Origin of the sequence: Pseudomonas sp. BSw22131 (assembly GCF_026810445.1) — a bacterium.
Lineage (GTDB): Bacteria > Pseudomonadota > Gammaproteobacteria > Pseudomonadales > Pseudomonadaceae > Aquipseudomonas > Aquipseudomonas huanghezhanensis.
Genome location: NZ_CP113949.1, coordinates 798,104 through 823,977 on the forward strand (window position 1 = coordinate 798,104; position 25,874 = coordinate 823,977).

The 25,874-nt window shown below is 58.3% G+C and carries 25 protein-coding genes; 7 read left to right on the plus strand and 18 right to left on the minus strand.

The features are described 5' to 3' along the window. Window positions 1-223: 223 nt before the first annotated feature. The gene (locus OYW20_RS03500) at window positions 224-748 is read right to left on the minus strand and encodes a ferritin-like domain-containing protein (RefSeq protein WP_408005457.1); all 525 of its coding nucleotides are present in this window, start codon (window positions 746-748) and stop codon (window positions 224-226) included. 105 nt (window positions 749-853) lie between these two features. On the opposite strand from OYW20_RS03500, the gene OYW20_RS03505 reads away from it, so the two are divergent. After that, a complete protein-coding gene (locus OYW20_RS03505; RefSeq protein WP_268799350.1) occupies window positions 854-1,060 on the plus strand; it encodes a small membrane protein YohP in 207 nt (68 codons plus the stop codon). A gap of 66 nt (window positions 1,061-1,126) precedes the next feature. Here the strand turns inward: OYW20_RS03505 and osmE are convergent, their stop codons facing one another. Next, window positions 1,127-1,465, minus strand: coding sequence for an osmotically-inducible lipoprotein OsmE (gene osmE, locus OYW20_RS03510; protein WP_268799351.1), 339 nt, complete (start codon window positions 1,463-1,465; stop codon window positions 1,127-1,129). A 264-nt stretch (window positions 1,466-1,729) separates the two neighbouring features. Between osmE and OYW20_RS03515 the strand changes: the two genes are divergently transcribed. After that, complete coding sequence (locus OYW20_RS03515) at window positions 1,730-2,620, plus strand: lipase family alpha/beta hydrolase (RefSeq protein ID WP_268799352.1); 891 nt, start codon at window positions 1,730-1,732, stop codon at window positions 2,618-2,620. A 60-nt stretch (window positions 2,621-2,680) separates the two neighbouring features. Continuing rightward, window positions 2,681-2,917, plus strand: coding sequence for a hypothetical protein (locus OYW20_RS03520; RefSeq protein WP_268799353.1), 237 nt, complete (start codon window positions 2,681-2,683; stop codon window positions 2,915-2,917). A 13-nt stretch (window positions 2,918-2,930) separates the two neighbouring features. On the opposite strand, the gene OYW20_RS03525 is transcribed toward OYW20_RS03520, so the two are convergent. Beyond that, the gene (locus tag OYW20_RS03525) at window positions 2,931-3,815 is read right to left on the minus strand and encodes a DMT family transporter (protein WP_268799354.1); all 885 of its coding nucleotides are present in this window, start codon (window positions 3,813-3,815) and stop codon (window positions 2,931-2,933) included. A gap of 169 nt (window positions 3,816-3,984) precedes the next feature. Between OYW20_RS03525 and OYW20_RS03530 the strand changes: the two genes are divergently transcribed. Both OYW20_RS03530 and OYW20_RS03535 read left to right on the plus strand, forming a co-directional pair. Then, window positions 3,985-4,275 (plus strand): PsiF family protein, encoded by a 291-nt coding sequence (locus OYW20_RS03530; RefSeq protein ID WP_268801031.1) that lies wholly within the window; start codon window positions 3,985-3,987, stop codon window positions 4,273-4,275. 189 nt (window positions 4,276-4,464) lie between these two features. Continuing rightward, the gene (locus OYW20_RS03535; RefSeq protein WP_268799355.1) at window positions 4,465-5,475 is read left to right on the plus strand and encodes an AI-2E family transporter; all 1,011 of its coding nucleotides are present in this window, start codon (window positions 4,465-4,467) and stop codon (window positions 5,473-5,475) included. Window positions 5,476-5,667: 192 nt separating this feature from the next. On the opposite strand, the gene OYW20_RS03540 is transcribed toward OYW20_RS03535, so the two are convergent. After that, window positions 5,668-6,933 (minus strand): Hsp70 family protein, encoded by a 1,266-nt coding sequence (locus tag OYW20_RS03540; protein ID WP_268799356.1) that lies wholly within the window; start codon window positions 6,931-6,933, stop codon window positions 5,668-5,670. A 297-nt stretch (window positions 6,934-7,230) separates the two neighbouring features. Between OYW20_RS03540 and cbpA the strand changes: the two genes are divergently transcribed. Both cbpA and OYW20_RS03550 read left to right on the plus strand, forming a co-directional pair. Further along, entirely contained in the window at window positions 7,231-8,175 is a 945-nt protein-coding gene (gene cbpA, locus OYW20_RS03545) for a curved DNA-binding protein (protein ID WP_268799357.1), read from the plus strand. Continuing rightward, window positions 8,175-8,480: a chaperone modulator CbpM gene (locus tag OYW20_RS03550; protein ID WP_268801032.1), complete on the plus strand. Its 306-nt coding sequence runs from the start codon at window positions 8,175-8,177 to the stop codon at window positions 8,478-8,480. Before cbpA ends, OYW20_RS03550 begins: the two co-directional genes overlap by 1 nt. A gap of 163 nt (window positions 8,481-8,643) precedes the next feature. Here OYW20_RS03550 and OYW20_RS03555 read toward each other — a convergent pair whose 3' ends face one another. The 14 genes from OYW20_RS03555 to OYW20_RS03620 form a co-directional block, all read right to left on the minus strand. Beyond that, window positions 8,644-9,777, minus strand: coding sequence for a sensor histidine kinase (locus tag OYW20_RS03555; protein WP_268799358.1), 1,134 nt, complete (start codon window positions 9,775-9,777; stop codon window positions 8,644-8,646). Between the two features lie 187 nt (window positions 9,778-9,964). After that, window positions 9,965-11,665 (minus strand): urease subunit alpha, encoded by a 1,701-nt coding sequence (gene ureC / locus OYW20_RS03560; protein WP_268799359.1) that lies wholly within the window; start codon window positions 11,663-11,665, stop codon window positions 9,965-9,967. A gap of 148 nt (window positions 11,666-11,813) precedes the next feature. Next, on the minus strand, window positions 11,814-12,119 hold the full coding sequence (locus tag OYW20_RS03565) for an urease subunit beta (protein WP_268799360.1): 306 nt from the start codon (window positions 12,117-12,119) through the stop codon (window positions 11,814-11,816). Next, the gene (locus tag OYW20_RS03570; protein ID WP_268799361.1) at window positions 12,116-12,652 is read right to left on the minus strand and encodes a GNAT family N-acetyltransferase; all 537 of its coding nucleotides are present in this window, start codon (window positions 12,650-12,652) and stop codon (window positions 12,116-12,118) included. Before OYW20_RS03570 ends, OYW20_RS03565 begins: the two co-directional genes overlap by 4 nt. A 47-nt stretch (window positions 12,653-12,699) precedes the next feature. After that, entirely contained in the window at window positions 12,700-13,239 is a 540-nt protein-coding gene (locus tag OYW20_RS03575; protein WP_268799362.1) for a GNAT family N-acetyltransferase, read from the minus strand. Window positions 13,240-13,263: 24 nt separating this feature from the next. Beyond that, window positions 13,264-13,566, minus strand: a complete 303-nt coding sequence (locus tag OYW20_RS03580) for an urease subunit gamma (RefSeq protein ID WP_268801033.1) — start codon at window positions 13,564-13,566, stop codon at window positions 13,264-13,266. 148 nt (window positions 13,567-13,714) lie between these two features. Then, the gene (locus tag OYW20_RS03585; protein ID WP_268799363.1) at window positions 13,715-14,560 is read right to left on the minus strand and encodes an urease accessory protein UreD; all 846 of its coding nucleotides are present in this window, start codon (window positions 14,558-14,560) and stop codon (window positions 13,715-13,717) included. Window positions 14,561-14,611: 51 nt separating this feature from the next. Next, a complete protein-coding gene (gene urtE, locus OYW20_RS03590) occupies window positions 14,612-15,310 on the minus strand; it encodes an urea ABC transporter ATP-binding subunit UrtE (protein ID WP_268799364.1) in 699 nt (232 codons plus the stop codon). A gap of 129 nt (window positions 15,311-15,439) precedes the next feature. Next, window positions 15,440-16,294 carry an urea ABC transporter ATP-binding protein UrtD gene (urtD, locus tag OYW20_RS03595; protein WP_268799365.1) on the minus strand — a complete coding sequence of 285 codons (855 nt, stop codon included), beginning with the start codon at window positions 16,292-16,294 and terminating at the stop codon, window positions 15,440-15,442. Further along, complete coding sequence (urtC, locus tag OYW20_RS03600; protein ID WP_268799366.1) at window positions 16,291-17,370, minus strand: urea ABC transporter permease subunit UrtC; 1,080 nt, start codon at window positions 17,368-17,370, stop codon at window positions 16,291-16,293. Before urtC ends, urtD begins: the two co-directional genes overlap by 4 nt. Next, a complete protein-coding gene (gene urtB / locus OYW20_RS03605) occupies window positions 17,370-18,959 on the minus strand; it encodes an urea ABC transporter permease subunit UrtB (protein ID WP_268799367.1) in 1,590 nt (529 codons plus the stop codon). Before urtB ends, urtC begins: the two co-directional genes overlap by 1 nt. Before the next feature lie 177 nt (window positions 18,960-19,136). Continuing rightward, a complete protein-coding gene (gene urtA, locus OYW20_RS03610) occupies window positions 19,137-20,402 on the minus strand; it encodes an urea ABC transporter substrate-binding protein (RefSeq protein WP_268799368.1) in 1,266 nt (421 codons plus the stop codon). 209 nt (window positions 20,403-20,611) lie between these two features. Next, entirely contained in the window at window positions 20,612-24,127 is a 3,516-nt protein-coding gene (locus OYW20_RS03615) for a dermonecrotic toxin domain-containing protein (protein WP_268799369.1), read from the minus strand. A gap of 335 nt (window positions 24,128-24,462) precedes the next feature. Continuing rightward, window positions 24,463-25,836 (minus strand): PepSY-associated TM helix domain-containing protein, encoded by a 1,374-nt coding sequence (locus OYW20_RS03620; protein WP_268799370.1) that lies wholly within the window; start codon window positions 25,834-25,836, stop codon window positions 24,463-24,465. Between the last annotated feature and the right edge of the window lie 38 nt (window positions 25,837-25,874).

Sequence of the window (25,874 nt, forward strand, 5' to 3'; positions counted from 1 at the left end):
AGGCGTCCGGTTTCAGGACTGCTGCGCAGCCCATCGCGGCCTCGCGTTGCTCGTGCGCTCCTACAGGGATTGCGGCGTCTTCGGGTATTTGATTCTGCCGCAGGCGTAGGAGCGGGTGGGCGGCATCCCGACTTGCCTGCGAAGCTGTGGGCACCAGAAATAAGTCGACGCGCACAAAAAAGCCAGGACACAGGTCCTGGCTTTTGCGTGACGGCGAAGAGAATCAGACGCCGTCTAGCAGGTCGGCCATGTCGTCGGCGTGCTCTTCTTCCTGTTCCAGGATTTCTTCGAACAGGCGGCGTGTGGTCGGGTCCTTGTCGCCGATGTACTGGATGATCTCGCGATAGCTGTCGATGGCGATACGCTCTGCCACCAGGTCTTCGGTGATCATCTCTTTAAGCGTGTTGCCTGCAACGTACTGCGCGTGCGAGTTTTTCGACAGCAGGTCCGGGTTGAGTTCCGGCTCGCCACCCAATTGCACAATACGTTCGGCCAGCTTGTCGGCGTGCTGAGCCTCTTGGGTTGCATGCTCCAGAAACTCCTCGGCAGCGACGTGGGCTTTTACACCCTTGGCCATGTAGTAATGGCGTTTGTAGCGCAGAACGCACACCCACTCAGTGGCCAGCGACTCGTTCAGCAGGCGCAAGATGGTTTCACGGTCGGCGCTGTAGCTCTCAGTCACCGCACCATTTTCCACGTTTTGGCGCGCTCGCTGGCGCAGTTCACTCACACTCGATAGTTCGGTCATCATCAATCTCCAAGGCTAGTCCGGTTATCCCGTCGCGCTCTAAATGCGTCAGCGTTTTACCTCGGTAACTGACGCCCGGCATGATCGGGTCTTATGGTGTGAGTAGTGCAGCGACTGAAAAGTTTTATCGGATTTATCCATGGGACCCGATGGAATAATTCAACGAAACGAGGGCGTGCGGTCGTGGTCACAAGCAGGAGACTGAAAATTCAATGGAGAGCACGCATGCTTAAGTTTCTTGGTGGTACCGTCGGCATCATTTTCATCATTGGCCTGATCGTGGTGATTGCCCTGTTCAAGCTGGTGTTCTAAACGACTGCGACACCCATGAAAAAGCCCGACGAGTCGGGCTTTTTTTGTACCTGTGTCGAACCGGATTTACATCGCGCGTTCGTTGGCGTCGCGTTGTTCGCAGGTCATGAAACCCTTGCTGTTGACGCGACCGTTGTTGTCGAACGTCACGTAGTAAGGCTGCTGATGGCCTTCGCGATTGAGGACGTAGTTGTTGCAAGTCCCTGGATGCGCCTTGCGCTGAACAGTGGTCGATGGTGAGCCGCCAATGGTCAGGACCTGTTCTTTGGTCATGCCTTCTTCGACTTGCTTAACCAATGGCTGGTTGCGATAGGTCACGTAGTCCACCGGGTTTGGCGCTGTAGTCGAAGCACAACCTGCCAACGCGGCTACCGCAAACACGACTGCCAAGGATCGCTTGTACATAAGGTAACTCCAGAGAAAGAGCCACTCATTGGCCCGATGCTCTTATGAGCATCGGGCAGATGAAAGAGTTCGATTGAATTGATGGCGATGGGGCATTACGTTCGTTTGTCATCTCGCCGGTTTCAACTAGCGTTTGCTGGAGTGGGTCGCCATTGCCACTTGCCTGTGAGGACGTCGATACATCCGCTGCATTGTTCTGCTTGGCTTCGCGGGCAAGACTCGCTCCACAAACAATCCAGCGCTCTGCGATGAGGAACCCGCCCTATGAGCCAAGAGCAGGCCACGCGTTATCCGATTGTGCTGGTGCCGGGACTATTGGGGTTTGTGAAACTGGTGGTTTATCCGTACTGGGTCGGCATGGTGCCGGCGCTGCGGCGGGGCGGTGCGACGGTTATCCCGGTCATGGTCTCGGCAATGAATTCATCCGAGATCAGGGGCGAACAGTTGCTCGGCCGCATTGACGAGATCCTGCGTGAAACAGGTGCCGCCAAGGTCAATCTCATCGGTCACAGCCAAGGTGCCCTGACCATTCGTTACGCGGCAGCCAAGCGTCCCGATCTGATCGCGTCGGTGACGTCAGTCGCAGGGCCTAACCATGGCTCGGAACTGGCTGACTTCTTCGAGTTGCGTTTCCCTCGTCATACAGCGCGTGGCCGTCTGCTCAACGCTGCATTGCTGTTTGTCGGCTGGGTCATGCACAGGCTCGACACCGGCTATCGCGGCACCCGACTGCCCACCGATCTCGACGCCGCACACCACTCGCTCACCACAGCAGGCGTGGCCCTGTTCAACCGTCAGTTTCCTCAGGGGCTGCCCCAGATCTGGGGCGGGCAGGGCGCAGAGCAGGTCAATGGCGTGCGCTATTACTCTTGGTCCGGCACCCTGCAAAAAGGCCGAACCAATCGCGTTTTAAACCTTCTCGACGTCACCCACATAAGCTGCCAAATATTCGCTCGCACGTTCACAAAAGAGCGAGGTCAATCTGATGGCATGGTCGGGCGATTCAGTTCTCACCTGGGCACGGTCATCAGGGATGACTACCCGCTCGACCATTTCGACATCGTCAACCAGAGCCTCGGCCTGGTGGGCAAAGGAGCTAATGCTGTCGCGCTGTTCCTGGAGCATGCCGCGCGCCTCAAAGCCGCCGGTCTTTAACTTTATGAGCCGAAGTTTTTAGTCTGTCGGCGCCAAGATGGTCGTTGAGGAAGTGAAGCGATGAGCGATAAAGAACTGTATGAAATCGAGTACACCCTGGCCGGTGAGCACCATGTCGATCTGATCGAAAACCTCGACGTGCCGATTATTGAAGTGGTTCACGAACTGGCGCTAAAGCACCATGTTGCCGTGGACGATGATCCGCTCGCAGAAGGCGACGTCACTGTTAATCTGCCGCATGTAGCCGGGATCACAGATGTATCGATCCATAGCGTCGAGGTTTCGGACAACGCGTGATGCTGGCGCGCGATTACACCGTTGAGGAGCGTCTCAACGGTGTGGTCCAGCGTTCCGCCAGGATCACGCCTGTCAGGGTCATTGCGCCGCCGAACAGGTGATACAGCGCAAGTTGCTCGCCTAACGCAATGGATGCAATCAGTGCGGTTAACAGAGGTATAAGGTTGAAAAACAGGGTGGTGCGACTCGGTCCGAGAAGGCCGATGGATTTCATCCACAGTAAAGGTGCGAGCATTGATGTCGGGATGCAGGCGTATAGCACCAGCGAAATATTATTGAGATTGAGCCCGGTTTTCTGCGACAGCATGAACAGCGGCAGCAGCACCACAATCGCCACCAGAATCTGCAGGTACAGCAACTGCAATGGCGGCAGCCCCAGCTTCCACTTCTTCAGCAGCGTGCTGTACGTCGCGTACGCCACCGTTGCCACCAGCATCATGAAGTCGCCCATGTTGACGCCGTGCGCCATCAACACTGTGAGGCTGCCCTGCGACACGACAAACAACACGCCCATAAATGACAGCACCGCGCCCACCAGCGCGCCCATCGTCAGGCGGTTGCCCAACGCTGCGATGGACATCGCCAGCGTAACAATGGGCACCAGCGACAAAATGATGCCCATGTTGGTGGCCGTTGTGATCGTCGCTGCGTAATAGGCCAGGCTCTGGTAAATCGCCATCCCCAACACAGCAAGCACCGCAATCTTGCCCAGATTGGGTTTGATGATCGGCCAGTTCCGTAGCACTGGGCGCAGCAGAAACGGGGTGAACAGAAGGCCCGCGAACAACCAGCGGTAGAAACCGATCTCCGCAGGAAAGATGCGCCCAGCGGCAGCTTTGGTGATGACGTTGTTGCCCGCCCAGATAAACACGGTCAGTAGCGGATAGAGATATTGCATGGGGGCAGCCGTTGACAGGTGAGCGCGCATTATCCGCTTGTAGGCAGTGACGTCCAGTCGCCCTTTACTGGCGCGTGTGCACCGTCATTGCCGCTGACATATGCCGCAACAATCCTTGGCTACACTCCTTCAAGGGCCGCAGCCGGGCGGCGATTCTGGAGATGAGTCAATGAAGATGCTGCGTGTTCCCTTGTTGGTCGTGGCTTTGCTGATGTGTGCCCAAGGCTTCGCCGCCACCGCACAACAGAACAAAATGACCACCTGCAATGCTGATGCAAGCGCCAAGTCCTTGAAAGGTGATGAGCGAAAAGCCTTCATGAGCTCCTGTCTTAAAGCCGCTCCTGCGCCTGCCGCGACTCAGCAGGACAAAATGAAAACCTGCAATGCCACGGCCAGCTCCCAGGCCCTGAAGGGCGACGCGCGCAAGAGCTTCATGAGCGATTGTCTCAAGAAGAAATGATTTTCTGACCGGCCTTCCGGCAGTGCTTCTGCGGCTGTAACGCTTTATTTCCCGTGGTTGCCTTCGCTTATCGCACTGGCAATCGCAGCGGCGGCGAGCTCAGGTCGGTCAGGACCTTCGGATCGCTGGTCCTCCACCCAGAACGCTGGCAGACTGCCCACCTCTTCGGGCCGCTCGTTTTGAGGCTGTATGCCAACGTTTTCACCACGTCACGTATTCCTGGCCAGCTGGATCCTCGTCTTTGGCGGCCTTTTGCTGGTCCTCCCGCTTAATCTTCTGCCAAGTCTGCTGGCCGGTTTGCTGGTGTACGAGCTGGTCGACATGCTCACGCCGCAGTTGCAGCGCCTGATCGCCGGAGAGCGCGCCCGCTGGTTGGCGGTGGCATTGCTCGGCACGCTCGTGGTCACTGTGCTGGCGCTGCTGTTTGCGGGTGCGATCAGTTTTTTGCTGCACGAAGCCGAGAACCCTGGCGCCTCGCTGGACAAATTCATGATTCTGGTGGACCGCGCGCGCGGCCAGTTACCGCCGTTCATTGACAGTTACCTGCCCGCCAGTGCAACCGAGTTCCGCGTTTCCCTTGGCGCGTGGCTGGCCAAGCACGTGGGCGAGCTGCAATTACTGGGCAAAGGTGCGGCGCACATGTTCGTCACTCTGTTGATCGGCATGGTGCTCGGCGCGATCATCGCCCTGCAACGGGTGCCGGACGTGACCAAGCGCAAGCCATTGGCGGCCGCGCTGTTCGAGCGTCTGCACCTGCTCAGCCGGGCCTTTCGCAACATCGTCTTCGCGCAGATAAAGATTTCGCTGCTCAACACGGTATTTACCTCGATCTTCCTGGCCGTGGTGCTCCCGTTGTGTGGTGTGCACCTGCCGCTTACCAAAACGTTGATCGTCCTGACCTTTCTGCTGGGCCTGTTGCCGGTGGTGGGTAATTTGATGTCGAACACGCTGATCTTCATTGTCGGCATGTCGCTGTCGATCTGGGTGGCGCTGGCGGCGTTGGGTTATTTGATCGTGATCCACAAGGTCGAGTATTTCCTCAACGCGCGAATCGTCGGCGGGCAGATCAGTGCCAAATCGTGGGAGTTGCTGCTGGCGATGCTGATTTTCGAGGCTGCCTTCGGCCTGCCTGGGGTCGTGGCAGGGCCGATATATTACGCGTATCTCAAGAGCGAGCTGCGCAGGGCTGATTTGGTTTAACGGCAGACTGCTGCCGCTGTTTTTTGATTCTGGCCGAAGGCCGTAGGAGTCTGGCTGCCGACGATCTGCCGGGAGCCGGCAGTAAAATCGCTCACCGCGGTGTGTCAGCTCAAGCTTGGGCCGCTAGGTTTGGGGCTGCTTCGCAGCCCATCGTCAGCAAGCTGGACTCCTACGCACTCCGCGCAGAAGCTTTCAGCCGTACCGCTTCTTCGCTTCAATCGCCAGGCCGCTGCCGATGCTGCCAAAAATATTGCCTTCCACATGACGCGCGTTTGGCAGCATTGCCGATACGCCGTTGCGCAGGGCAGGGATGCCGCTGGAGCCGCCGGTGAAGAACACCGTGTCAACGTCGGTCACCGTCGCGCCAGCGTCCTTGAGCAACGCCGTTACGCTGTCGCGCACGCGCTCGAGCAAGGCATCAATGGCCGACTCGAACAGTGCTCGTGTCAGGTCCACGCTCAAGCCCGCTTCGACCCGATCCATCTCGATCACGCGGTTTTGCGCATGAGTCAGCTCGATCTTGGTTTCTTCGATTTCCATTGCCAACCAATGCCCGGCGCGCTGGTCGATCAGCCTGAACAGGCGATCAATGCCCTGCGTGTCTTCGATGTCGTAGCGCATGCTGCCCAGTGCCAGCTGGGACTTTTGCGAGTAGACCGAGTTGATGGTGTGCCAGGTGGCGAGGTTCATGTGCGTGCTGGTGGGCATGTACGCACCGCTTTTCATGCGGCTGCCGTAACCAAACAATGGCATCACGCCCTGCAGGCTCAGCTGTTTGTCGAAGTCCGTACCGCCAATGTGCACGCCGCCGGTGGCGAGAATATCTTCATGGCGATCATCGTAAAAACGACGGTCCGGCGACAGGCGGACCAGCGAGAAGTCTGACGTACCGCCGCCGATGTCGACGATCAGCACCAGTTCTTCACGCTCAAGTGTGGATTCGTAGTCAAACGCAGCCGCGATGGGCTCGTACTGGAAGGACACGTCCTTGAAGCCGATTTTGCGGGCGACTTCCGCCAGCGTGTCCTCGGCGTCCTGGTCGGCCATGATGTCGTCGTCGACAAAATGCACCGGACGGCCCAGTACCACTTCCTCGAACTCACGACCGGCGGTGGTTTCAGCGCGTTTTTTAAGTTCGCCGATGAACAGCGCCAGCAAGTCTTTGAAGGGCATCGCCGTGCCGAGCACGCTAGTGTCATGCTTGACCAGCTTGGAGCCCAGCAGGCTCTTGAGCGAGCGCATCAATCGGCCTTCGTAGCCTTCCAGGTATTCGTGCAGGGCGAGGCGACCGTACACCGGGCGACGTTCTTCCATATTGAAGAACACCACCGATGGCAGGGTAATCTTGTCGTCCTCCAGCGCGATCATCGTGTCCATCCCCGGTCGCAGCCAGCCGACGGTGGAGTTGGAAGTGCCGAAATCGATACCGCAGGCACGTGCTGGAGTTTGCTTGCTCATGTTCTTTACGTTTCCAGTCAAAAAACGGCCGCGCAGTGTATGCGAGTGTGGGGCGGATGCGTAGCGCGGCACGTCGGTTTATCCGTCGTTATTCTTCTATTTGAGACGTTTGGCTTGAACTGCCGTGATATGCCCCCATTCTCCGTGATAATTCCTACTGTACGCGGCGACTTTGAGCCATGCTTGAAGCCGTGATGTCGCGAGCCAACAAATTTGCAACATCCAGTCCGTCAGGCGTTCTCAATGGATGACGCTGTTCGGAACGGGGCTGGATAATCCGGAATGGGTGATCGTTAGATGGACTTCAAAGACTATTACAAGATTCTTGGCGTGGAGCCGACGGCTGACGACAAGCAGATCAAGACAGCCTATCGAAAACTGGCGCGTAAGTACCATCCCGACGTCAGTAAAGAGAAAGGCGCCGAGGACAAGTTCAAAGAGGCCAACGAGGCGTACGAAGTGCTCAGCAGCGCTGAAAAGCGCGCTGAATACGACGACATTCGTAAATATGGCCAGCAAGGCCGACCGTTCCAGGGGCCGCCAGGCTGGCAGAACCGTGCCGGTGCCGGTGCTGGTGGCTTTGACTCCACAGGTGATTTCTCGGAATTTTTCAGTTCGATTTTCGGTGGTCGGGCTCAGCAGGGCGGTCGTGCACAAAGTAGCGGTCGTCGAGGACAAGATGTGGAAATGGAATTGCCGGTTTTTCTGGAAGAAACCCTGTCGACCGAATCCAAACAGGTCAGCTTCAAGGTTGCGCAGCATAACGCCAGCGGTCAGCGCATGGCCGACGTCACTAAAACACTGAACGTGAAGATCCCTGCGGGCGTGACCGACGGCGAGCGTATACGGCTCAAAGGTCAGGGTGCGCCGGGTATCGGCGGTGCCGAAAATGGCGATCTGTATTTGATTCTGCGTCTTGCCCCGCACCCGAACTTCGATGTGGAAGGCCATGACCTGATCATTACCGTGCCCCTGGCCCCTTGGGAGGCGGCACTGGGCGCCAAGATTGCCGTGCCCACGCTCACCGGCAAGATCAATCTGACCATTCGCCCCGACAGCCAGGCTGGCCAACGCCTGCGGGTCAAAGGCAATGGTTTGATGAACAAGCAGGGGCAGCGTGGCGATTTGTATGCTCAACTCAAAGTCGTGATGCCCAAATCAACCGATGACGCCGCCAAGGCCTTGTGGGAAAAGCTGGCCGACACCGCCGCTTTTGATCCGAGGGCCCAATGGAGTAACTGATCATGAGCACCCTTGTTGTAGAGCTGGATATGAAGGAGTTCTGTCAGGTGGTCGACATGTCGCCCGCCTTTGTGATCGAAATCGTCGAGCACGGCATTCTCGAACCTCAGGGGGGCAAGCCCGACGAGTGGTTGTTCGACACCTACGCGTTGTCAGTCGCCAGGCGCGCCGCCAAGTTGCACCACGATCTGGCGATGGAGTTGGACGGCGTCGCCCTCGCGCTGGAGTTGCTGGAAGAGCTTGAGCAGGTGCGCGGCGAGAACCGCATGCTCAAGCAGCGATTGGGGCGTTTTTTGCTGGATTGATGGCATTGATTTTGGGCCGCTGCGCAGCCCATCGCGGCCTCGCGCTGCTACAGGTTTTCACGGCGTTTTCGGGATATTGATTCTGCCTGAAGGGCGCTGGAGCGAGTGGGCGGCATATCGACTGGCCCGCGAAGCTGAGCAGTCCGCTCTTACAGGCCGGTCATCAGGCCTTCTTTGGCAAGACCACGGTAAAGGTTGTCCCGTCGCCAATATTTGAGGTCACGGTAATGCTGCCGCCGTGGGCACTGACCACTTCTTTGACGATAAACAACCCGAGTCCCAGGCTGGTGGAAGGGTTGTGAATACCCACATTCTCATTCGCGCTTCGCACCAGCGGATCGAAAATGCTGCCAATGGCTTCTTCGGCAATCGGTTCACCTTCGTTATGGACAGTGAGCGTTACGTGATTGTCATCACCGGTCAGCGCGACGTTGATCTGATGGCTGGATGCGCCATGCTGCAGCGCATTGCCGATCAAATTCCTCAACAGCTGATCGATTCGATTGCGGTCCCATTCACCTTGAGTGTTGCCGGTGTAGTTGAACGTCGGGTTGCAGTCGGGATGGCCGACGCTGGCTTCATCGATGGCATCGCGGCAGGCAATGACCATTTCCATGGGCTGACGCTCCACCGGCAACGACACGCCTAAACGGCTGCGCACAAACCCCAGCAAGTCGCCAACCATGGTCGCCATTTGCAGGCTGCTGCTTTTGATTCGGGTGATGTAGTTCAGGGATGAAGGGTCAATCCCCGATTTGCGCATCAGGACGTCCGAACACATGCCTACCGCTTGCAATGGCGCGCGCAGGTCATGCCCGAGTATGGCGAGGAAAATATCCCGTGAACGACTGGACCGCTCGGCGTAGGCCATGGTGGATTCGGCGAGCGCCTCGTCGATGGCTTCGTTGAAACGAATCATGTCCTGAAAGGAGGCAGCGTCAGGGACTTGCAGACTTTCGACCCAGAACCGGATTACGGTCGCGCGCAAGTGGCGGAATTCGGAAGTCATCTGCACCAGATCGAAGCCCACGGTGTGCCGCAGCTCGCCGTGACTGGAGGCGGCCTCATCAAGTGTCGGGGTTTTATTGAGTTCTTCGCCTTGGGCCTTGGCGATTTGCTCGGCTTTGGTTTGCGCCGTGTTCATGTCCCGCGCCGCTGCCAACAGGATCGATTTGGCGTGGTCACGTAGCTCGACAGTGTTCATGGAGTCAGCAGCTGGCTTTAGGGTGCTGGCGAAACTTTCCCACTCATCGACGATGCGGTCGACTTGCTTAACGATGAAGTCGGAAAGACGCATGAGCGAATACCTGGCTGCTGGAGCGGTAAGTGAGATGCGGCATCTTAACGCCTTGATGGTTCAGCGGGGAGTGGATTTACGGTAGACATAATAGACGGGAGCGGATCTGCACGCGATCGGATGATTATTGGCTTGATGTCTATGCATTTGGCCACAACCGCGGACGGACACGCTCCTGCGAAGCGTTTTAGAACAGGAAATACCGCTGCGTCATCGGCAATTCATCGGCGGGCTCGCACCATAAGAGCACGCCGTCTGCCTTGACCTGGTAGGTCTGCGGGTCGACGTCGATGTGCGGTAGGTAATCGTTGTGGATCAAGTCCGCCTTGGTCACGTTGCGGCAGCCTTTGACCACCGCGATCTGCTTTTTCAAACCCAGTTGTTCCGGCACGCCTGCATCCATGGCCGCCTGGCTGATGAACGTCAGGCTGCTGGCGTGCAATGAGCTGCCGTAGCTGGCGAACATCGGGCGATAGTGAACAGGTTGCGGCGTTGGAATAGAGGCGTTGGCATCGCCCATCAGGCTGGCCGCAATAGAGCCGCCCTTGAGGATCAGCGTCGGTTTGACCCCGAAGAACGCCGGGCGCCACAGCACCAGATCCGCCCACTTACCCACTTCAATCGAGCCCACTTCATGGCTGATGCCGTGGGTGATCGCCGGGTTGATGGTGTATTTGGCAATGTAGCGTTTGGCACGGAAGTTATCGTTGCCTTCGCCATCCTGCGGCAGCGGGCCGCGTTGCTTCTTCATCTTGTCGGCAGTCTGCCAGGTGCGGATGATCACCTCACCCACGCGGCCCATGGCCTGGCTGTCGGAGCTGAGCATCGAAAACGCGCCCAAGTCATGAAGAATATCTTCGGCGGCGATGGTCTCGCGGCGAATGCGGCTTTCAGCGAACGCTACGTCTTCGGCGATGCTCGGGTCCAAGTGATGGCAGACCATCAACATGTCCAGATGCTCGTCGATGGTATTGCGGGTGAACGGGCGCGTCGGGTTGGTCGAACTGGGCAGTACATTCGGGAAGCCGCACGCCTTGATGATGTCTGGGGCGTGACCGCCGCCGGCGCCTTCGGTGTGATAGGTGTGGATCGTACGATTTTTGAACGCCGCCAGCGTTGTCTCGACAAAGCCGGACTCGTTCAAGGTGTCGGTGTGAATCGCCACTTGCACGTCGTACTGATCGGCGACGCTCAGGCAGTTGTCGATCGCGGCAGGCGTGGTGCCCCAGTCTTCGTGCAGCTTGAGGCCGATGGCGCCGGCTTTGACTTGCTCGATCAGTGGCTCCGGCAGGCTGACGTTGCCTTTACCGGTGAAACCGATGTTCATGGGGAACGCTTCAGCCGCCTGGAGCATGCGCGCCATGTGCCACGGGCCAGGCGTCACGGTGGTGGCATTGGTGCCAGTTGCGGGGCCGGTGCCGCCGCCGATCATGGTGGTGACGCCACTCATCAGCGCCTCTTCGATTTGCTGCGGGCAGATGAAGTGGATGTGCGTATCGACGCCACCAGCGGTCAGGATCATGCCCTCGCCAGCGATGATTTCAGTTGCGGCGCCAATGGCGATGGTCACGTCTGGCTGGATGTCCGGATTGCCCGCTTTGCCGATAGCAGCGATGCGCCCGTTCTTGATCCCCACATCGGCTTTGACGATGCCCCAGTGATCGACGATCAGCGCGTTGGTGATCAACGTATCGACCACTTCGGCAGCCACGCCCTGGCCTTGACCCATGCCGTCACGAATGACCTTGCCGCCGCCAAACTTCACTTCTTCGCCGTAGGTGGTGAAGTCCTTCTCGACCTCGATCCACAGTTCGGTGTCCGCCAGACGCACACGGTCGCCAACGGTGGGGCCGAACATGTCGGCGTAGGCTTGTCTGGAAATCTTCATCGGGATTCCTTGAGTTCAGTTATCTGTCGCGGACAGCGCATCCTTTGTAGGCGCGCGCTTGCCCGCGATGTGCGATTTTCCTGTGACGTGGATATCGCTGACCCGACGCTATCGCGGGCAAGCGCGCTCCTACAGGTGTTGCGGGCAATCAAAGATCACCCATCACCCGTCCGGCGAACCCAAACACCCGCCGCGCACCCGCCAGGTCCACCAGTTCCACATCCCGCGATTGCCCCGGCTCAAAGCGCACCGCCGTGCCCGCAGGGATGTTCAGGCGCATGCCACGGCTGGCGGGGCGGTCGAACGTGAGGGCGTCGTTGGTTTCGAAAAAGTGAAAGTGCGAGCCGACCTGAATCGGCCGGTCACCACTGTTGGCGACGTTCAGCGTGAGCGTGCGGCGACCGGCGTTGAGTTCGATGTCGCCGGGCTGGATCTGGTACTGGCCAGGGATCATGCGGTCTTCCTCGACAAGATTTTGTAATAGATGGCGGTGGCTCTGTATTCCCCGTCGGGGTTGCAGGCGTAGTCCGGGATTGTCCCGGACAACTGGTAGCCCATTGAGCGATAGAAATCTTCGGCCGCTGAGCCGTCAAGTGTGTCCAGGTACAGCATGCCGCGCTTGAGTTGTTGCGCGGCCTGTTCGACCGTATGCATCAATTGCGTGGCCATGCCCCGACGGCGCGCGGCATGGCGTACCAGCAGTTTTTGCACCTCGGCGCGGTTCAGGCCATTGGCCCTCTGGCAGAGCGCCAGTTGCACGGTGGCCAAGACTTCTTCTTCCTGCACGACGACCCACAACAACAGTTTGCCTTGCTCGATCTCGGCTTTGACGCTATCGCTCCAGGCCAGTGCGTCTTCCTGTCCCACGTCCGCCATGAAGCCCACCGAGGCCCCACGATGCACCGCGTCCAGCAACAGCTCGGCGAGCCCTTGGCGGTAGTGAGCAAAACTTTCGGTGGTGACGCGTCTTATCTGGGCCGGGTTCATGAGTGCGGGGCTTCCTTTCAGTCGAATAAGTCAGGCAGTCGAATAAGTCAGGACGTAGGGGCTTGGGATGCAGGTGCGCTGGCGCCGGGAGACAGATCCAGTTGCATGAACGTGAGGTCCAGCCAGCGACCGAACTTGGTGCCCACCTGCGGCATCTGCCCGGTGGTGACGAAGCCCGTTTTCAGGTGCAACTGAATCGACGCCGCATTCCCGCTTTCTATGGCGGCGACCATCATGTGTTTGTCACAGGTTCTGGCACGCTTGATCAGCGCTTGCATCAGCAGTGGGCCCAGGCCTTTGCCACGTTGATCGGCGCGTACGTAAACCGAATGTTCGACGGTATGGCGAAAGCCTTCGAACGGGCGCCAGTCGCCGAACGAGGAATAACCCACCACGTCGCCCGCAGCATCGACGGCTACCAGAATCGGATAGCCCTGCGCGGCACGGGCGTCGAACCAGGCTTGCCGGTTGGCGAGATCCACCGGTTGCTCGTTCCAGATGGCCGTGGTGTTGAGCACCGCATCGTTATAGATGGCGAGTACGGCGGGCAAGTCGGCTGGCAATGCGTCGCGGATGAGGTCAGTCATGTTCGGTTCACTTGGGGTCGAGTATCAGGCGATGGGTTGGTGCACGGTCACAAGCTTGGTGCCGTCAGGGAAGGTCGCCTCGACCTGAATCTCCGGGATCATTTCCGGGATGCCCTCCATCACTTGTTCACGGGTCAGCAGCGTCGTGCCGAAGTGCATCAGTTCGGCTACCGTCTGGCCATCACGTGCGCCTTCGAGCAAGGCGGCGGAGATGAAGGCCATGGCTTCTGGATAGTTGAGTTTCAGGCCGCGTGCCAGCCGCCGTTCGGCAACCAGACCTGCGGTGAAGATCAGCATCTTGTCTTTTTCGCGTGGCGTCAGGTCCATGTTCGGGTCCGTTGAATCAGTCAAATTATCGGTTCGATGCAGAGCCTGCAGGAGCGCGCTTGCCCGCGATGGCGGTATGTCTGCGACATCAACGGTGGCTGATACACCGCTATCGCGGGCAAGCGCGCTCCTACAAAGATCAACAGCGCTACGTACTCCAAATCCTCGGTGCTACGGCTTCGCGGCCCAACAGGGCTGGGCGCAGCAGCTTCCATAGTTCGATCAGCCAGCCCCGGGCGTGCAGCGCCTCGTCCGCCAGGCAGCGCGCGACTACCAGCCCTGGCAGTTGCGTCACGTCCCCACGCACCCGCGAATGCTCAGCCAGGTTGCGACAGGCTTCCATCAGCGCGGGGTCAAGATCGCCGGTAAGGATCAGCGTTGCAAATACAGGCTTGCCGCACAAGCCAATCGGCGATTCCAGCAGACCGTCGTCACCAACGATGCGCTGGCGTTCGTGCCACAGCAGGTGGCCGTCGCGACGGATATCCAGATGCGCCTGAAAGTGGCCCAGATCAAACCGTTCGCCGCTGGCAGGACGGCCCAGTGCTACCACGTCCCAGTAGAGCAGGCGCGCATCGCCTTGCAGCTCGATGCGGGTGCTGAGTTCAGCCTTGGCGTCGCTGAACACGATCGTCTCCTGCGGCAGCCATTCCAGCGTGGCACCGGCTTCAACTTTCATCGTCAATTGTTGATAAGCCGGCCCGGCAGCGCGATACCACTTCGCGGCACCGGGGCTGGTCAGCTGAGCCCACGCGTCGGCGCCCACGTTGACGTCGATGTCCAGACGGTCACCCCCGGCGATACCGCCAGGCGGGTGGACAATGATGTGCTGGCAGACTTCAGGGCCTTCGGGATACAGGTGTTTTTGCACCCGCAGCGGGCCCTTGTGCCAGCGCTGAGTCGGGCGGGTGCTGTCACCGAAACGGCCATAGCCCAACGCAAGCTCGGCGTGCCAGCTGGGGGTGAACAAAGCAGTGTGGGCAGGAAGATTCATAGCTGTCTTTTTATCGTGTTTCGAAGGTTCGCACCTTACTGGATTCGTGCCTCAGATGGTCACCAGACCGCGTACGCCTTCGGCTTCCATGTTCTCGCCACGGCCTTGCTGCACGATCTCGCCACGGGACATCACGATGTACTGGTCAGCCAGTTCGGCGGCAAAATCGTAAAACTGCTCGACCAGCAGAATAGCCATGTCGCCGCGTGCAGCGAGCTTCTTGATGACCGCGCCGATTTCCTTGATCACCGACGGCTGAATGCCTTCGGTGGGCTCGTCGAGAATCAGCAGGCGAGGGCGGCTGGCCAGTGCACGACCAATCGCCAGCTGTTGCTGCTGTCCGCCGGACAAATCACCGCCACGGCGTTGCTTCATTTGCAGCAGCACCGGGAACAGCTCGTAGATGAATGCCGGGACTTCCTTGGCTTCGGAGCCAGGGAAACGCGACAGGCCCATGAGCAGGTTTTCTTCCACGGTCAGGCGCCCGAAAATCTCGCGGCCCTGAGGCACGTAAGCAATCCCGGCATGCACCCGCTGATGCGGCTTGAATGTGGTGATCGGCTTGCCTTCCCACTGCACCGCGCCTTCTTTGGACGGCAGCAGGCCCATGAGCACTTTGAGCAGGGTGGTTTTGCCCACGCCGTTACGGCCCAGCAGACAGGTGACTTCGCCGACTTTCACATCAAACGACAAGCCACGAAGAATGTGGCTGCCGCCGTAGTACTGGTGGAGCTTTTCGACTTGGAGCATGGCTGATCACCCAAAAAACGATTTGTGACCTGTAGGAGCGCGCTTGCCCGCGATTGTGGTGGGTCTGTGACATCAATATCGTTTGACCCATCGATTTCGCGGGCAAGCGCGCTCCTACAGGGTTCGGCGCTATCTGCCGAGGTAAACCTCAATCACCCGTTCATCCGCCTGCACGTCTTCAAGCGACCCCTCGGCCAGCACGCTGCCCTGGTGCAGCACTGTCACGTGGTCGGCGATGGAGCCGACAAAGCCCATGTCATGCTCAACCACCATCAGCGAGTGCTTGACCGCGAGGCGCTTGAACAGCTCGGCGGTGAATTCGGTTTCGGCATCGGTCATGCCCGCAACAGGCTCATCGAGCAGCAACAGTTGCGGGTCCTGGACCAACAACATGCCGATCTCGAGAAACTGCTTTTGCCCGTGGGACAGCAGCCCCGCCGGGCGCGACATCGAGCTGGTCAGGCGAATGGTTTCCAGCACCTCATCAATGCGGTCACGCTGCTCGCCGTTGAGTTTTGCGCGCAAGCTGGCCCACACCGATTTATCGGTCTTCTGCGCCAGCTCCAGGTTTTCGAATACGCTCAGCGCCTCGAACACCGTCGGCTTCTGAAACTTGCGGCCGATGCCCGCCTGGGCAATCTGCACCTCGCTCATCTGCGTCAGGTCCAGGGTTTCACCGAACCAGGCTTTGCCGTGGCTCGGGCGAGTCTTGCCGGTGATCACGTCCATCAGCGTGGTTTTGCCCGCGCCGTTTGGGCCGATGATGCAGCGCAGCTCACCCACGCTGATATACAGGTTCAGGTCATTGAGCGCCTTGAAGCCGTCGAAGCTGACGCTGATGTCTTCAAGGGTCAGGATCGTGCCGTGCCGGGTATTGAGCCCGGTGCCCGCCACCTGGCCAAGCCCGATGGCGTCGCGGCTGGTGCCCGCGTCGCTGTTCGGATCGAGCACCGGATCGAAGGCGGGAGTGGGAGTGACTTTCATTGTTCGCCCCTTTTCTTCAGCAGGCCGATCACGCCCTTGGGCAAGTACAGCGTCACTACGATGAACAGCGCACCGAGAAAGAACAGCCAGTATTCAGGGAAGGCCACGGTGAACCAGCTTTTCATGCCATTGACCACCCCGGCGCCCAGCAGCGGGCCGATGAGCGTGCCGCGGCCGCCGAGTGCTACCCAGACGGCGGCTTCGATGGAGTTTGTCGGAGACATCTCGCTAGGGTTGATGATGCCGACCTGCGGCACGTACAACGCGCCTGCCAGGCCGCACAGCACTGCACTCAATACCCAGACGAACAGCTTGAAACCGCGCGGGTCGTAGCCGCAAAACATCAGGCGGTTTTCGGCGTCGCGCAGTGCGGTCAGCACACGGCCAAACTTGCTTTGCGCCAGGCGCCAGCCGACATACAGACTGCCGACCAGCAGCGCCACCGTGAGCAGAAACAACACCGCCCGGGTGCCTTGCGAGGTGATGCTGAACCCCAAAATGCTGCGGAAGTTAGTGAAGCCGTTGTTGCCGCCGAACCCGGTTTCGTTGCGAAAAAACAACAGCATTCCGGCGAAGGTCAGGGCCTGGGTCATGATAGAGAAGTACACGCCCTTGATCCGCGAACGGAAGGCGAAGAAGCCGAATACCAGCGCCAGCAACCCCGGCGCCAGCACCACCAGACACATGGCCCAGAGAAAGTGTTGCGTGCCCACCCAATACCACGGGATTTCGGTCCACGACAAAAAGGTCATGAACGCAGGCAAGCCATCGCCCGCCGCCTCGCGCATCAGGTACATGCCCATGGCGTAACCGCCGAGGGCGAAGAACAGGCCATGCCCAAGCGACAGCAAACCGGCGTAACCCCAGACCAGGTCCAGCGCCAGCGCGACGATGGCGTAACACAGAATCTTGCCGACCAGCGTCAGGGTGTAGGCCGAGACTTGCAGGCTGTTGCTTTCCGGCAGTAACGACAACAGCGGCAAAGCGATCAGCAGGGCAAGAATCACCACGCCGACACTGATCGTGACTTTGGTGCCCGCGCGTTGCGCAGCCGTGACCATCAATGGTTGATTCATCAGTCGATCACCCGTCCTTTCAACGCGAAAAGGCCTTGCGGACGTTTTTGAATAAACAGAATGATCAGCGCCAGGATCAGGATCTTGCCCAGCACGGCGCCGATTTGCGGCTCGAGAATCTTGTTGGCGATGCCCAGCCCGAAGGCCGCCATCACGCTCCCGGCCAGTTGACCGACGCCGCCGAGCACGACCACCAGGAACGAGTCGATGATGTAGCTCTGGCCCAGGTCAGGGCCGACGTTGCCAATCTGGCTCAGCGCCACGCCGCCGAGTCCGGCGATCCCGGAACCGAGCCCGAAGGCCATCATGTCGATACGTCCGGTGGGCACGCCGCAGCAGGCGGCCATGTTGCGGTTCTGGGTGACGGCGCGCACGTTCAGGCCCAGTCGGGTCTTGTTAAGCAGCAGCCAGGTCAGCACTACCACAAACAGCGCGAAGGCGATGATCACGATGCGGTTGTACGGCAGCACAAGATTGGGCAGCACCTGAATCCCGCCGGACAGCCATTCCGGGTTGGCCACTTCGACGTTTTGCGCGCCGAATACCACCCGGATCAGCTGGATCAACATCAGGCTGATGCCCCACGTGGCGAGCAAGGTTTCCAATGGGCGGCCATACAAATGACGAATGATCGTGCGCTCCAGCGCCATGCCTATGCAGGCCGTGACGAAGAAGGCCACCGGCAAGGCGATCAGTGGATAGAACTCGATAGCGGCCGGTGCGTAACGCTGAAACATTAATTGCACGACATAGGTGGAGTAAGCGCCGAGCATCAGCATCTCGCCGTGGGCCATGTTGATCACGCCCAGCAAGCCGAAGGTGATCGCCAGCCCCAGCGCTGCCAGCAACAGGATCGAGCCCAGCGACATGCCGCTGAACGCCTGACCGAGAATTTCGCCGATCATCAGTTTGCGTTTCACCTGCGCCAGGCTGGTTTCAGCCGCCAGGCGCACCGTGGCGTCGGTTTCGACGTTGGGTTCGAGCAGCGCTTGCAGTCGTGTGCGGGCCAGCGGGTCACCGGTTTCGCCGAGCAGACGTACAGCGGCTAGACGCACGGAGGGGCTGGTGTCCACCAGTTGCAAGTTGGCGAGTGCCAGGGTCAGTGCCGAGCGGACGGTGTCGTTTTGCTCGCTGGCCACTTGCTGAGTGAGCAGCGGCAATTGCGCCGGGCGGGCGCTTTTCTGCAGTTGTTGCGCGGCGGCCAGACGCAGTTTTTCATCAGCGGCCAGCAGTTGGTGACTGGCGAGGGCGGTATCGACCAGTCCGCGCAGTCGGTTGTTCAGGCGCAGTTTGCGCGGCTCGTCGGGGGTCGGCGCATCGGCGGAGGGGGCTGCGTCGGGGTCGACGGCGACGATTTTTTCGTGGGTTTCAATGAACGCACGTTTGCTGCTGTCGGCGGCAACGCGTCCGTCCTGCAGGGCGATCATCAGCTCGACGCGCGCGGGATCGGGCCTGGCGGCCCAGGCTTCCAGCAAGTCGGCTTGTCCGGCGGAACTGGCCGCAACGAAATCTCCGGCATCGCTGGCCTGCACCGTGAAGGGCAGCAGCAGGCTGAGGGCGACGATGAGGCGGTAGAAGGATTTGGGCATGTCAGTGTCCTGAAAGCGTCCGCAGTCTGCCGCGGATTTTGTAGGAGCGCGCTTGCCCGCGATGGCGGTGTGTCAGCCGACGAATAAGTCACAGACACACCGCCATCGCGAGCAAGCTCCCTCCCACAGGAGAAGGTTCAGCCAGATGATTTCATCTGGCTGTGCACCTCGTTTTCCTTAGTTACTCTTCACCGGGGTATCAGGCTTTTTGTCATTGCCAGGGATGTACGGGCTCCACGGCTGGGCGCGGATCGGCTCCTTGGTTTGCCACACGACGTTGAACTGACCGTCGTCCTGGATTTCGCCAATCATCACCGGCTTGTGCAGGTGGTGGTTGGTTTTGTCCATGGTCAGGGTGAAGCCGGACGGCGCAGCGAATGTCTGACCGGCGAGGGCCTCGCGCACTTTGTCGACGTCAGTCGATTTGGCTTTCTCAGCGGCCTGCGCCCACATATGGATGCCGACGTACGTGGCTTCCATCGGGTCGTTGGTCACAGCCTTGTCCGCGCCTGGAAGGTTGTGTTTCTTGGCGTAGGCTTTCCAGTCAGCGACGAACTTCTTATTGACCGGGTTCTCGACCGACTGGAAGTAGTTCCAGGCCGCCAGGTTGCCCACCAATGGCTTGGTGTCGATGCCGCGCAGTTCTTCTTCGCCGACCGAGAATGCAACCACCGGAACGTCGGTGGCTTTCAAGCCCTGATTAGCCAGCTCTTTATAGAACGGTACGTTGGAATCGCCATTGACCGTCGAGATCACAGCGGTCTTGCCACCGGCCGAGAACTTCTTGATGTTCGCCACGATGGTTTGATAGTCGGCATGACCGAACGGGGTGTAGACCTCTTCGATGTCGCTGTCCTTCACGCCTTTGGAGTGCAGGAACGAACGCAGAATCTTGTTGGTGGTACGCGGGTAGACGTAGTCGGTGCCCAGCAGGAAGAAGCGTTTGGCGGCGCCGCCGTCTTCGCTCATCAAGTACTCGACCGCAGGAATCGCCTGCTGGTTAGGCGCTGCGCCGGTGTAGAACACGTTCGGTGACATCTCCTCACCTTCGTATTGCACCGGATAGAACAGCAGGCCGTTCAATTCTTCGAACACGGGCAGAACCGATTTGCGCGACACCGAGGTCCAGCAACCGAACACAACGGCCACTTTGTCCTGGGTCAGCAACTGACGGCCCTTTTCAGCGAACAGCGGCCAGTTGGACGCCGGGTCGACCACTACGGGTTCCAGCATCTTGCCGTTGACGCCGCCCTTGGCGTTGATCTCGTCAATGGTCATCAGCGCCATGTCTTTGAGCGAAGTCTCGGAGATGGCCATGGTGCCGGACAAAGAATGCAGAATGCCGACCTTGATGGTCTCAGCGGCCTGGACGGTCCAGGTCAAACCCATTGCGGCGATTGATGCGGACAAGGTGAACGCTTTAATCAAACTGCGACGCTTCATTGGCTAGCTCCATTTTTTGATTTTTTTAAAATGACTGCTGTGGTCGATGCAGGCTCTGCTCTGGTTAGGCTTTAGCAAAGGCTGGGCCAACGGCGAAACGTCGCAAAATGGAATGGATGTGTCGCCATGCACTGGTGTCGCGCACCAGATTGGACGCCTTATGCGTCCGTGGTGCGCAACATGCGCCTTAGGGGTGCGCGAGACAGGGTTTAGTAGGCCACCGGGGTCTGCACGCCGGTGTAGATATCCAGATAGCTGTCGATTTGCTGGCTCGGTGCAGAAAAATAAGCGTAATGATGACTGTTTGAGGTCTTGAACGCCGTCAATTGGAGCACCTGCCCGGGAGATATTGCAACGTGATCGCCCAGGAGCTTGGTGAACAGGATTTTCTTGGGCAAGGACTCATCGAAAATCAGGAAGATGGGCACTGTGTCTTCCGTCGCGTTCTGGCTGACGAAGCTTCCGGAGGCCCAGTCCCACGCGTTATATCGCATCACCGATGTCGATTGAACGCCCTTGTCAGCGAATATCGCGCCCAGTTGAGTCTGAATCCGCTGAAAGCTCGCACGGGTCACATTGGTCGCCCGAAATGCTTGACCTTGGTACTCGCCCAACTGATTGAACTGTTGAAGGAATCTTGCAACTTTTTTACTGGACCCTCCGGCTCTCAACGTCGCGTTTATTTTGGCTGAGCCTGCGCTGCAATAATCCACGACGGCGCCGTAATCGTCGGCGCTCGACTCGGCCAGCTTGAGGTATAGCTTCACAAAGTCGTCTTTGGCCTGCTCTGTAATTGCTCCCATCGAAGTGGGCCAATCGTAGATCAGTCTGGTCAGCTCGGCGTCAGCATCATTAAGCGCTTGGGGGCTGATACCGCTGGCCTGATAGGGCAACTTTCTCCAGTGTCCTGCGACGTTTGCCACAAACTCGCCCTTGCGGACAAGCGATCCTGCCGAGGCCGGATTGACGCGATAAATTTCACGATCTCCGAAAATATTGGAGAAACGCCGGATATACACCCATTCACCTTCCACGTTGAGGGGCTCAAACTTTGTCAGGTCAAGCACCGTCGCTTCAGGCATGTAGCCGTAGGACGAGATACTTAAGGCGTCGGAGATGACGCTGATGTGCGGATCGCCGTCGGGGCCGATGGTCTTGGCAAGTGGCGCAGAGTACGTGCGAAGAGGCTTGAAGTTATCGATGCTCTTGGCAAGCGCCAACTTGCTGAGGCCGGCACTTGCCAGGTAGCCCAACGCGGCCAGAAACTCCTTCGCAGCGCCCCGATAGTCATGCTCTTCAATGGCTCTGAACCCATCCCAGGCTTTGTATAACGACAGCCCCAAGGCAAGCGGAATTGCATATGGTGCGGGTAAAAATACCAGGATTACACTGAGCGCCAGGTTCATTTCTGTATTGAAATCGGTTAACTCGATTTCCCGCGCGTTGAGCAAATGTGCTTTGGCATCGGCCGTTAAATGACTGATTTTCAGGGCGTAGTTTTCTTCAAGAAAATCGTCGCTCTGTTCAACGTAGGACAAGGCGTCCCACAAAAGCGATGGCAGCGGTAAGAGCGCAGGCAGATACCTGAATATGTCGGGAAAACGATAGCTCTTCAGCGCCTGATCCATCTGCAATGCCAGCAGGGCCTTGGGACGCTGGGCAATCGGGATCTGTAGCAACAGGTATTTGGCAAACTCGGGGTTATCGAAAAAACCGATCTTGGCGGCATCCAGATCCTTGAACCATCTAAACGTCTGAGCGTCCGGTGCGTTGAGTGTGCACAGCACGATGCCCTGGTTAACGCCGTCACTCTCGGGAGCAATTTGCAGCACGTTTGAAAGCTGCACGCCATTGATGGCAAAAAACTTAACGACGATTTTTTGTTCATTCACTCGTCTGTCAGTCGTGGCCTGTGGTGAATCAATCACTGCCTGTATCCAGTCCCGAACGTTGCGCGAAGTGCCCCTTGACACGTTCAGCAAGCCCATGCGCATCTGGGATCGGTTCAGTCGCAAAGACAGGCGTTTCAAAGACTTTGCATACACAGACGTTTTGAGGCGCTGATCCAGAAAGCGGTCAATGGACTCGACATCGTTCAACTGGTTGATCAAATCCTCAACGAATTTTGCAGGCATGCCTTGGATCGCGAGGCCGTCTGCGGTTGTCACTCCAATGCTGTGAGCTTCGAAGAGTCTCAGATTACTGGGTAATTGCGTAATTAACGCTTTCAGAGAGTATTGCCGTACCACCCTGTTACTGGCGTCTTGGTGCACTGCCATGTCAGGGCCGTAAGGCGCAAGGGGTGGCGGCGAATAGCTGATGGTCACGATTATGTTTTCAGGAGTTATCAGGATCTTGTTTTTGCTCAATGCCTGACGCAGCAGATCGTCCGCGTAATCTACGGCGAGAGTTTGATCGCTGGAAAACGGATTGGTGAGGCTTCTTTCAGTCAGGTCTTCAATATCGAGGATTGAGTTTCCAAGCATTTTTGCGGACGTCAGCCAGACAGTTTTATCGGCCGTGCTCATTTCTCCCCACCAATTAGGCATTGAGGTTTGCAGGATGAGCCTGTCGTTCCATTCCAGGTTCAGGAAGTTATCGAACTGATACCTCGGTTCCAGGACGGCTTGCATGAGGTCCAGAAAGTCACGACTTTTGAACCCGTTAGCACGGGACGTCGTTACGCAGTGTGCAAAGTCAGACTGCTGCTTGTGGATCTGTGACAAGAACGCAGCCGTTAAAAAGTCTCCCTCCAGGCTGGTGAACGCCCACATCGACGGTGTGACGGGATCTTCCAATGCCTTCAAGGCGGTGACCGCTCGCAGCGTGGCATTGCTAAGAAACCAGTCCCGCTGTTGCGAATTGTTGATGCGCGCTGAAAGCGAAACGGCAAGCTCCCTGAGCGAGTCAAATCCCTCGAGCCCTCCGTTGGGCGAATAGAGCAAAGCAGGGCCAAGCGGGGCGTCCACGTCCGGTGAGCCGTGAAGTCTGGCGACACTGCTAATAACGAATGCGCCAGCAAACTGTGTAGGCTCAGTGCCGAAAGCGTTCAGTGATATTTTAAAAACTCCATGTTTCTTTAAAGTCGTAGGATCGTTTTTGTAGGAGTACAGGATCATCGATCCCAGCATGAAGGCATGGTTGATCGTTAGTTTCCTTTGCGCCAAACCCGCTTGAACCTCAAGCCGCATCGCCTTCACGCGTTCTTCGACGAACAGGGCGCCACGCGTATTTAGGCCGTCCTCCAGACCTTGCCAATAACCAATCAGAGCTGCACTGAACGCCTCCAACAAGGTGAGGCTGAGGTCGTCATAGATGTATATGAGCTGTTGATGACTGAGGTTGATCTGGGCGCTGAGTTCGGTCGAGTTCGAGGCGGTAAATAATCCGGCGATTTGATCATCATCAAAACTCAAAGCACCCAAGAAGAAATCTATGACGCTGTCGCGCAGATTGATTGATCGTCTGAGCTCTCGCAGCGTACGGTTTCTTCTAGGGGAAGGTTCCACACCGTGGGTATACGTCGGGACGTTCAGAAGCTTCAGTTCGTAGAGGTTTAGCCAAGTGTTGCCGATATCGATCGTCAGGCCAGGATGACGTCGATTCAGGAGCTTGGTGAGCTCGACATCAACCGTTTCCTCGAAGCTTGGCGGAAATGCCACGATTGAAGGAGGTGTTGCAATCAAGGGCGTGTCTTCTGTTGCAAAAGCGCGAGCGTTTGTCATTGTTGTCATTGTTGTCGTTCACAGATCATGGGAAAGAGGCGCTCGATATTTCAAAGAGAGCGGTAATTCCATTCCATGTAGTCACTGTGAATCGCGGGCGTATGTCGGCTGCAGAAGATCAAGCAAGCAAGAAAAAATTTCTAAGAGTGTAGGAAGTGTCTTGGAGGCGGAACTCGAGTTGCGAGCCCTGGGGACATGACGACTGACATCGCTTTGAATGCTAAATCAGATGCACTTAGCTGCGGATGAGGTAAGCGGAGCAGGGCCTGAAACCGTATATGAGGAGGAATTCATCACAAAGCCACTCAATGGTCTCAGGCCCCGCAGGACGCAATCTAAGCTGTTGCGGTGGATTTGGCAAAGCGCGAAAGAACTATCCTATCGAGTATCCACACAATCAGCATCGAAACCCCCACCAAAGGGAACGCCACACCGAGCAACAGCATCACTGCCGTTGCGGTTTTCCAGCGTGGCAGGTCGTGACGCAGTGGCGGCACGCCGAGCGCTTTTTGTGGGCGGCGCTTCCACCAGATCACCAGCCCGCTGACCGAGCTGAGCAGTACCATCAGGCAAATCAGCAGGATGACCAGTTGATTGATCCAGCCAAACAACTTGCCTTCGTGCAGCATCACGCCCAGCTCGGTAGCCTTGGAAACGACGCTGTAATCGGCGTACCTCACGTCGGCCAACACATTGCCGGTGTACTGGTCGATGTGCAGCGTGGCGTCGTTGCGCGGATCGTCGGCGAACACCGATACCGTGAACACGCCATCAGCACTTTTCGGCGCGCTGATGCTGTAGCCGGGCTCGATGCCACGCGCCCGGGCAGTATCCACCACCTGTTGCAGGGTGATGTGCGGTGCGGCGGGGGCGCTGGACATACTGCCGTGATTCATGTGTCCGGCGTGGTCGCCAGACGACACCGGCATCGGCGTGTTTTCCATCGCCCACGGCACGGTCTGCACACTGGCTGTATTGAGTTCACCGGCGTGCCTGTCTGACGTGGGGACTTCGTTCCACATCGCGGCCGGGAAGGTGTTCCACACGTCCGCATACTGCTTGCCCCACAGGCCGGTCCACGTCATGCCGCTAACCAGCATGAACAGCAGCAGCAGCGCGCCCCAGAATCCGGTCACGGCGTGAAGATCCCGCCACAGCAAGCGCCCGCGTGCCGTCATGCGCGGCCAAAGCACGCCTGCTGGCGAGCGTCCACGCGGCCACCATAAATACAGACCGGAGACCACCAGCACGATGCCCCAGCCTGCCGCCAGCTCCACCAGTCGGTCGCCCACGGTGCCGATCATCAGCTCACCGTGTAGTTCACGGGCGATGGCTTGCAGGTTTTGTTTGGCGTCCTGTGTGCCGAGGATGTTGCCGGTGTAAGGGTCGATAAACAGATTCAGCTCGCGGCCGTCCTGCTTGACCACGAATTGAGCACTGCTCTGTGCATCGAGTGGCGGCAGGTACTTGCTCAGCGCTGCGTTCGGGTATGCCTGCATGATGAGGCGTTGCTGCTCGTCGGCGGACAATTGATGGTGCGCGGGTTTCACCTTCAGCAAGTCGCTGTACATCAGCGAGTCCAGCTGTGGCTTGAACAGGTAGATGATCCCCGTCAGCGACAGCAGGATCATGAATGGCGCCACGAACAGCCCGGCATAAAAATGCCAGCGCCACGCCAGGTTGTAGAAAGACACGTTGGGTCTGGACATGAAAAAAGCTCCCGTCAGGGATGACACACGGCGCAATC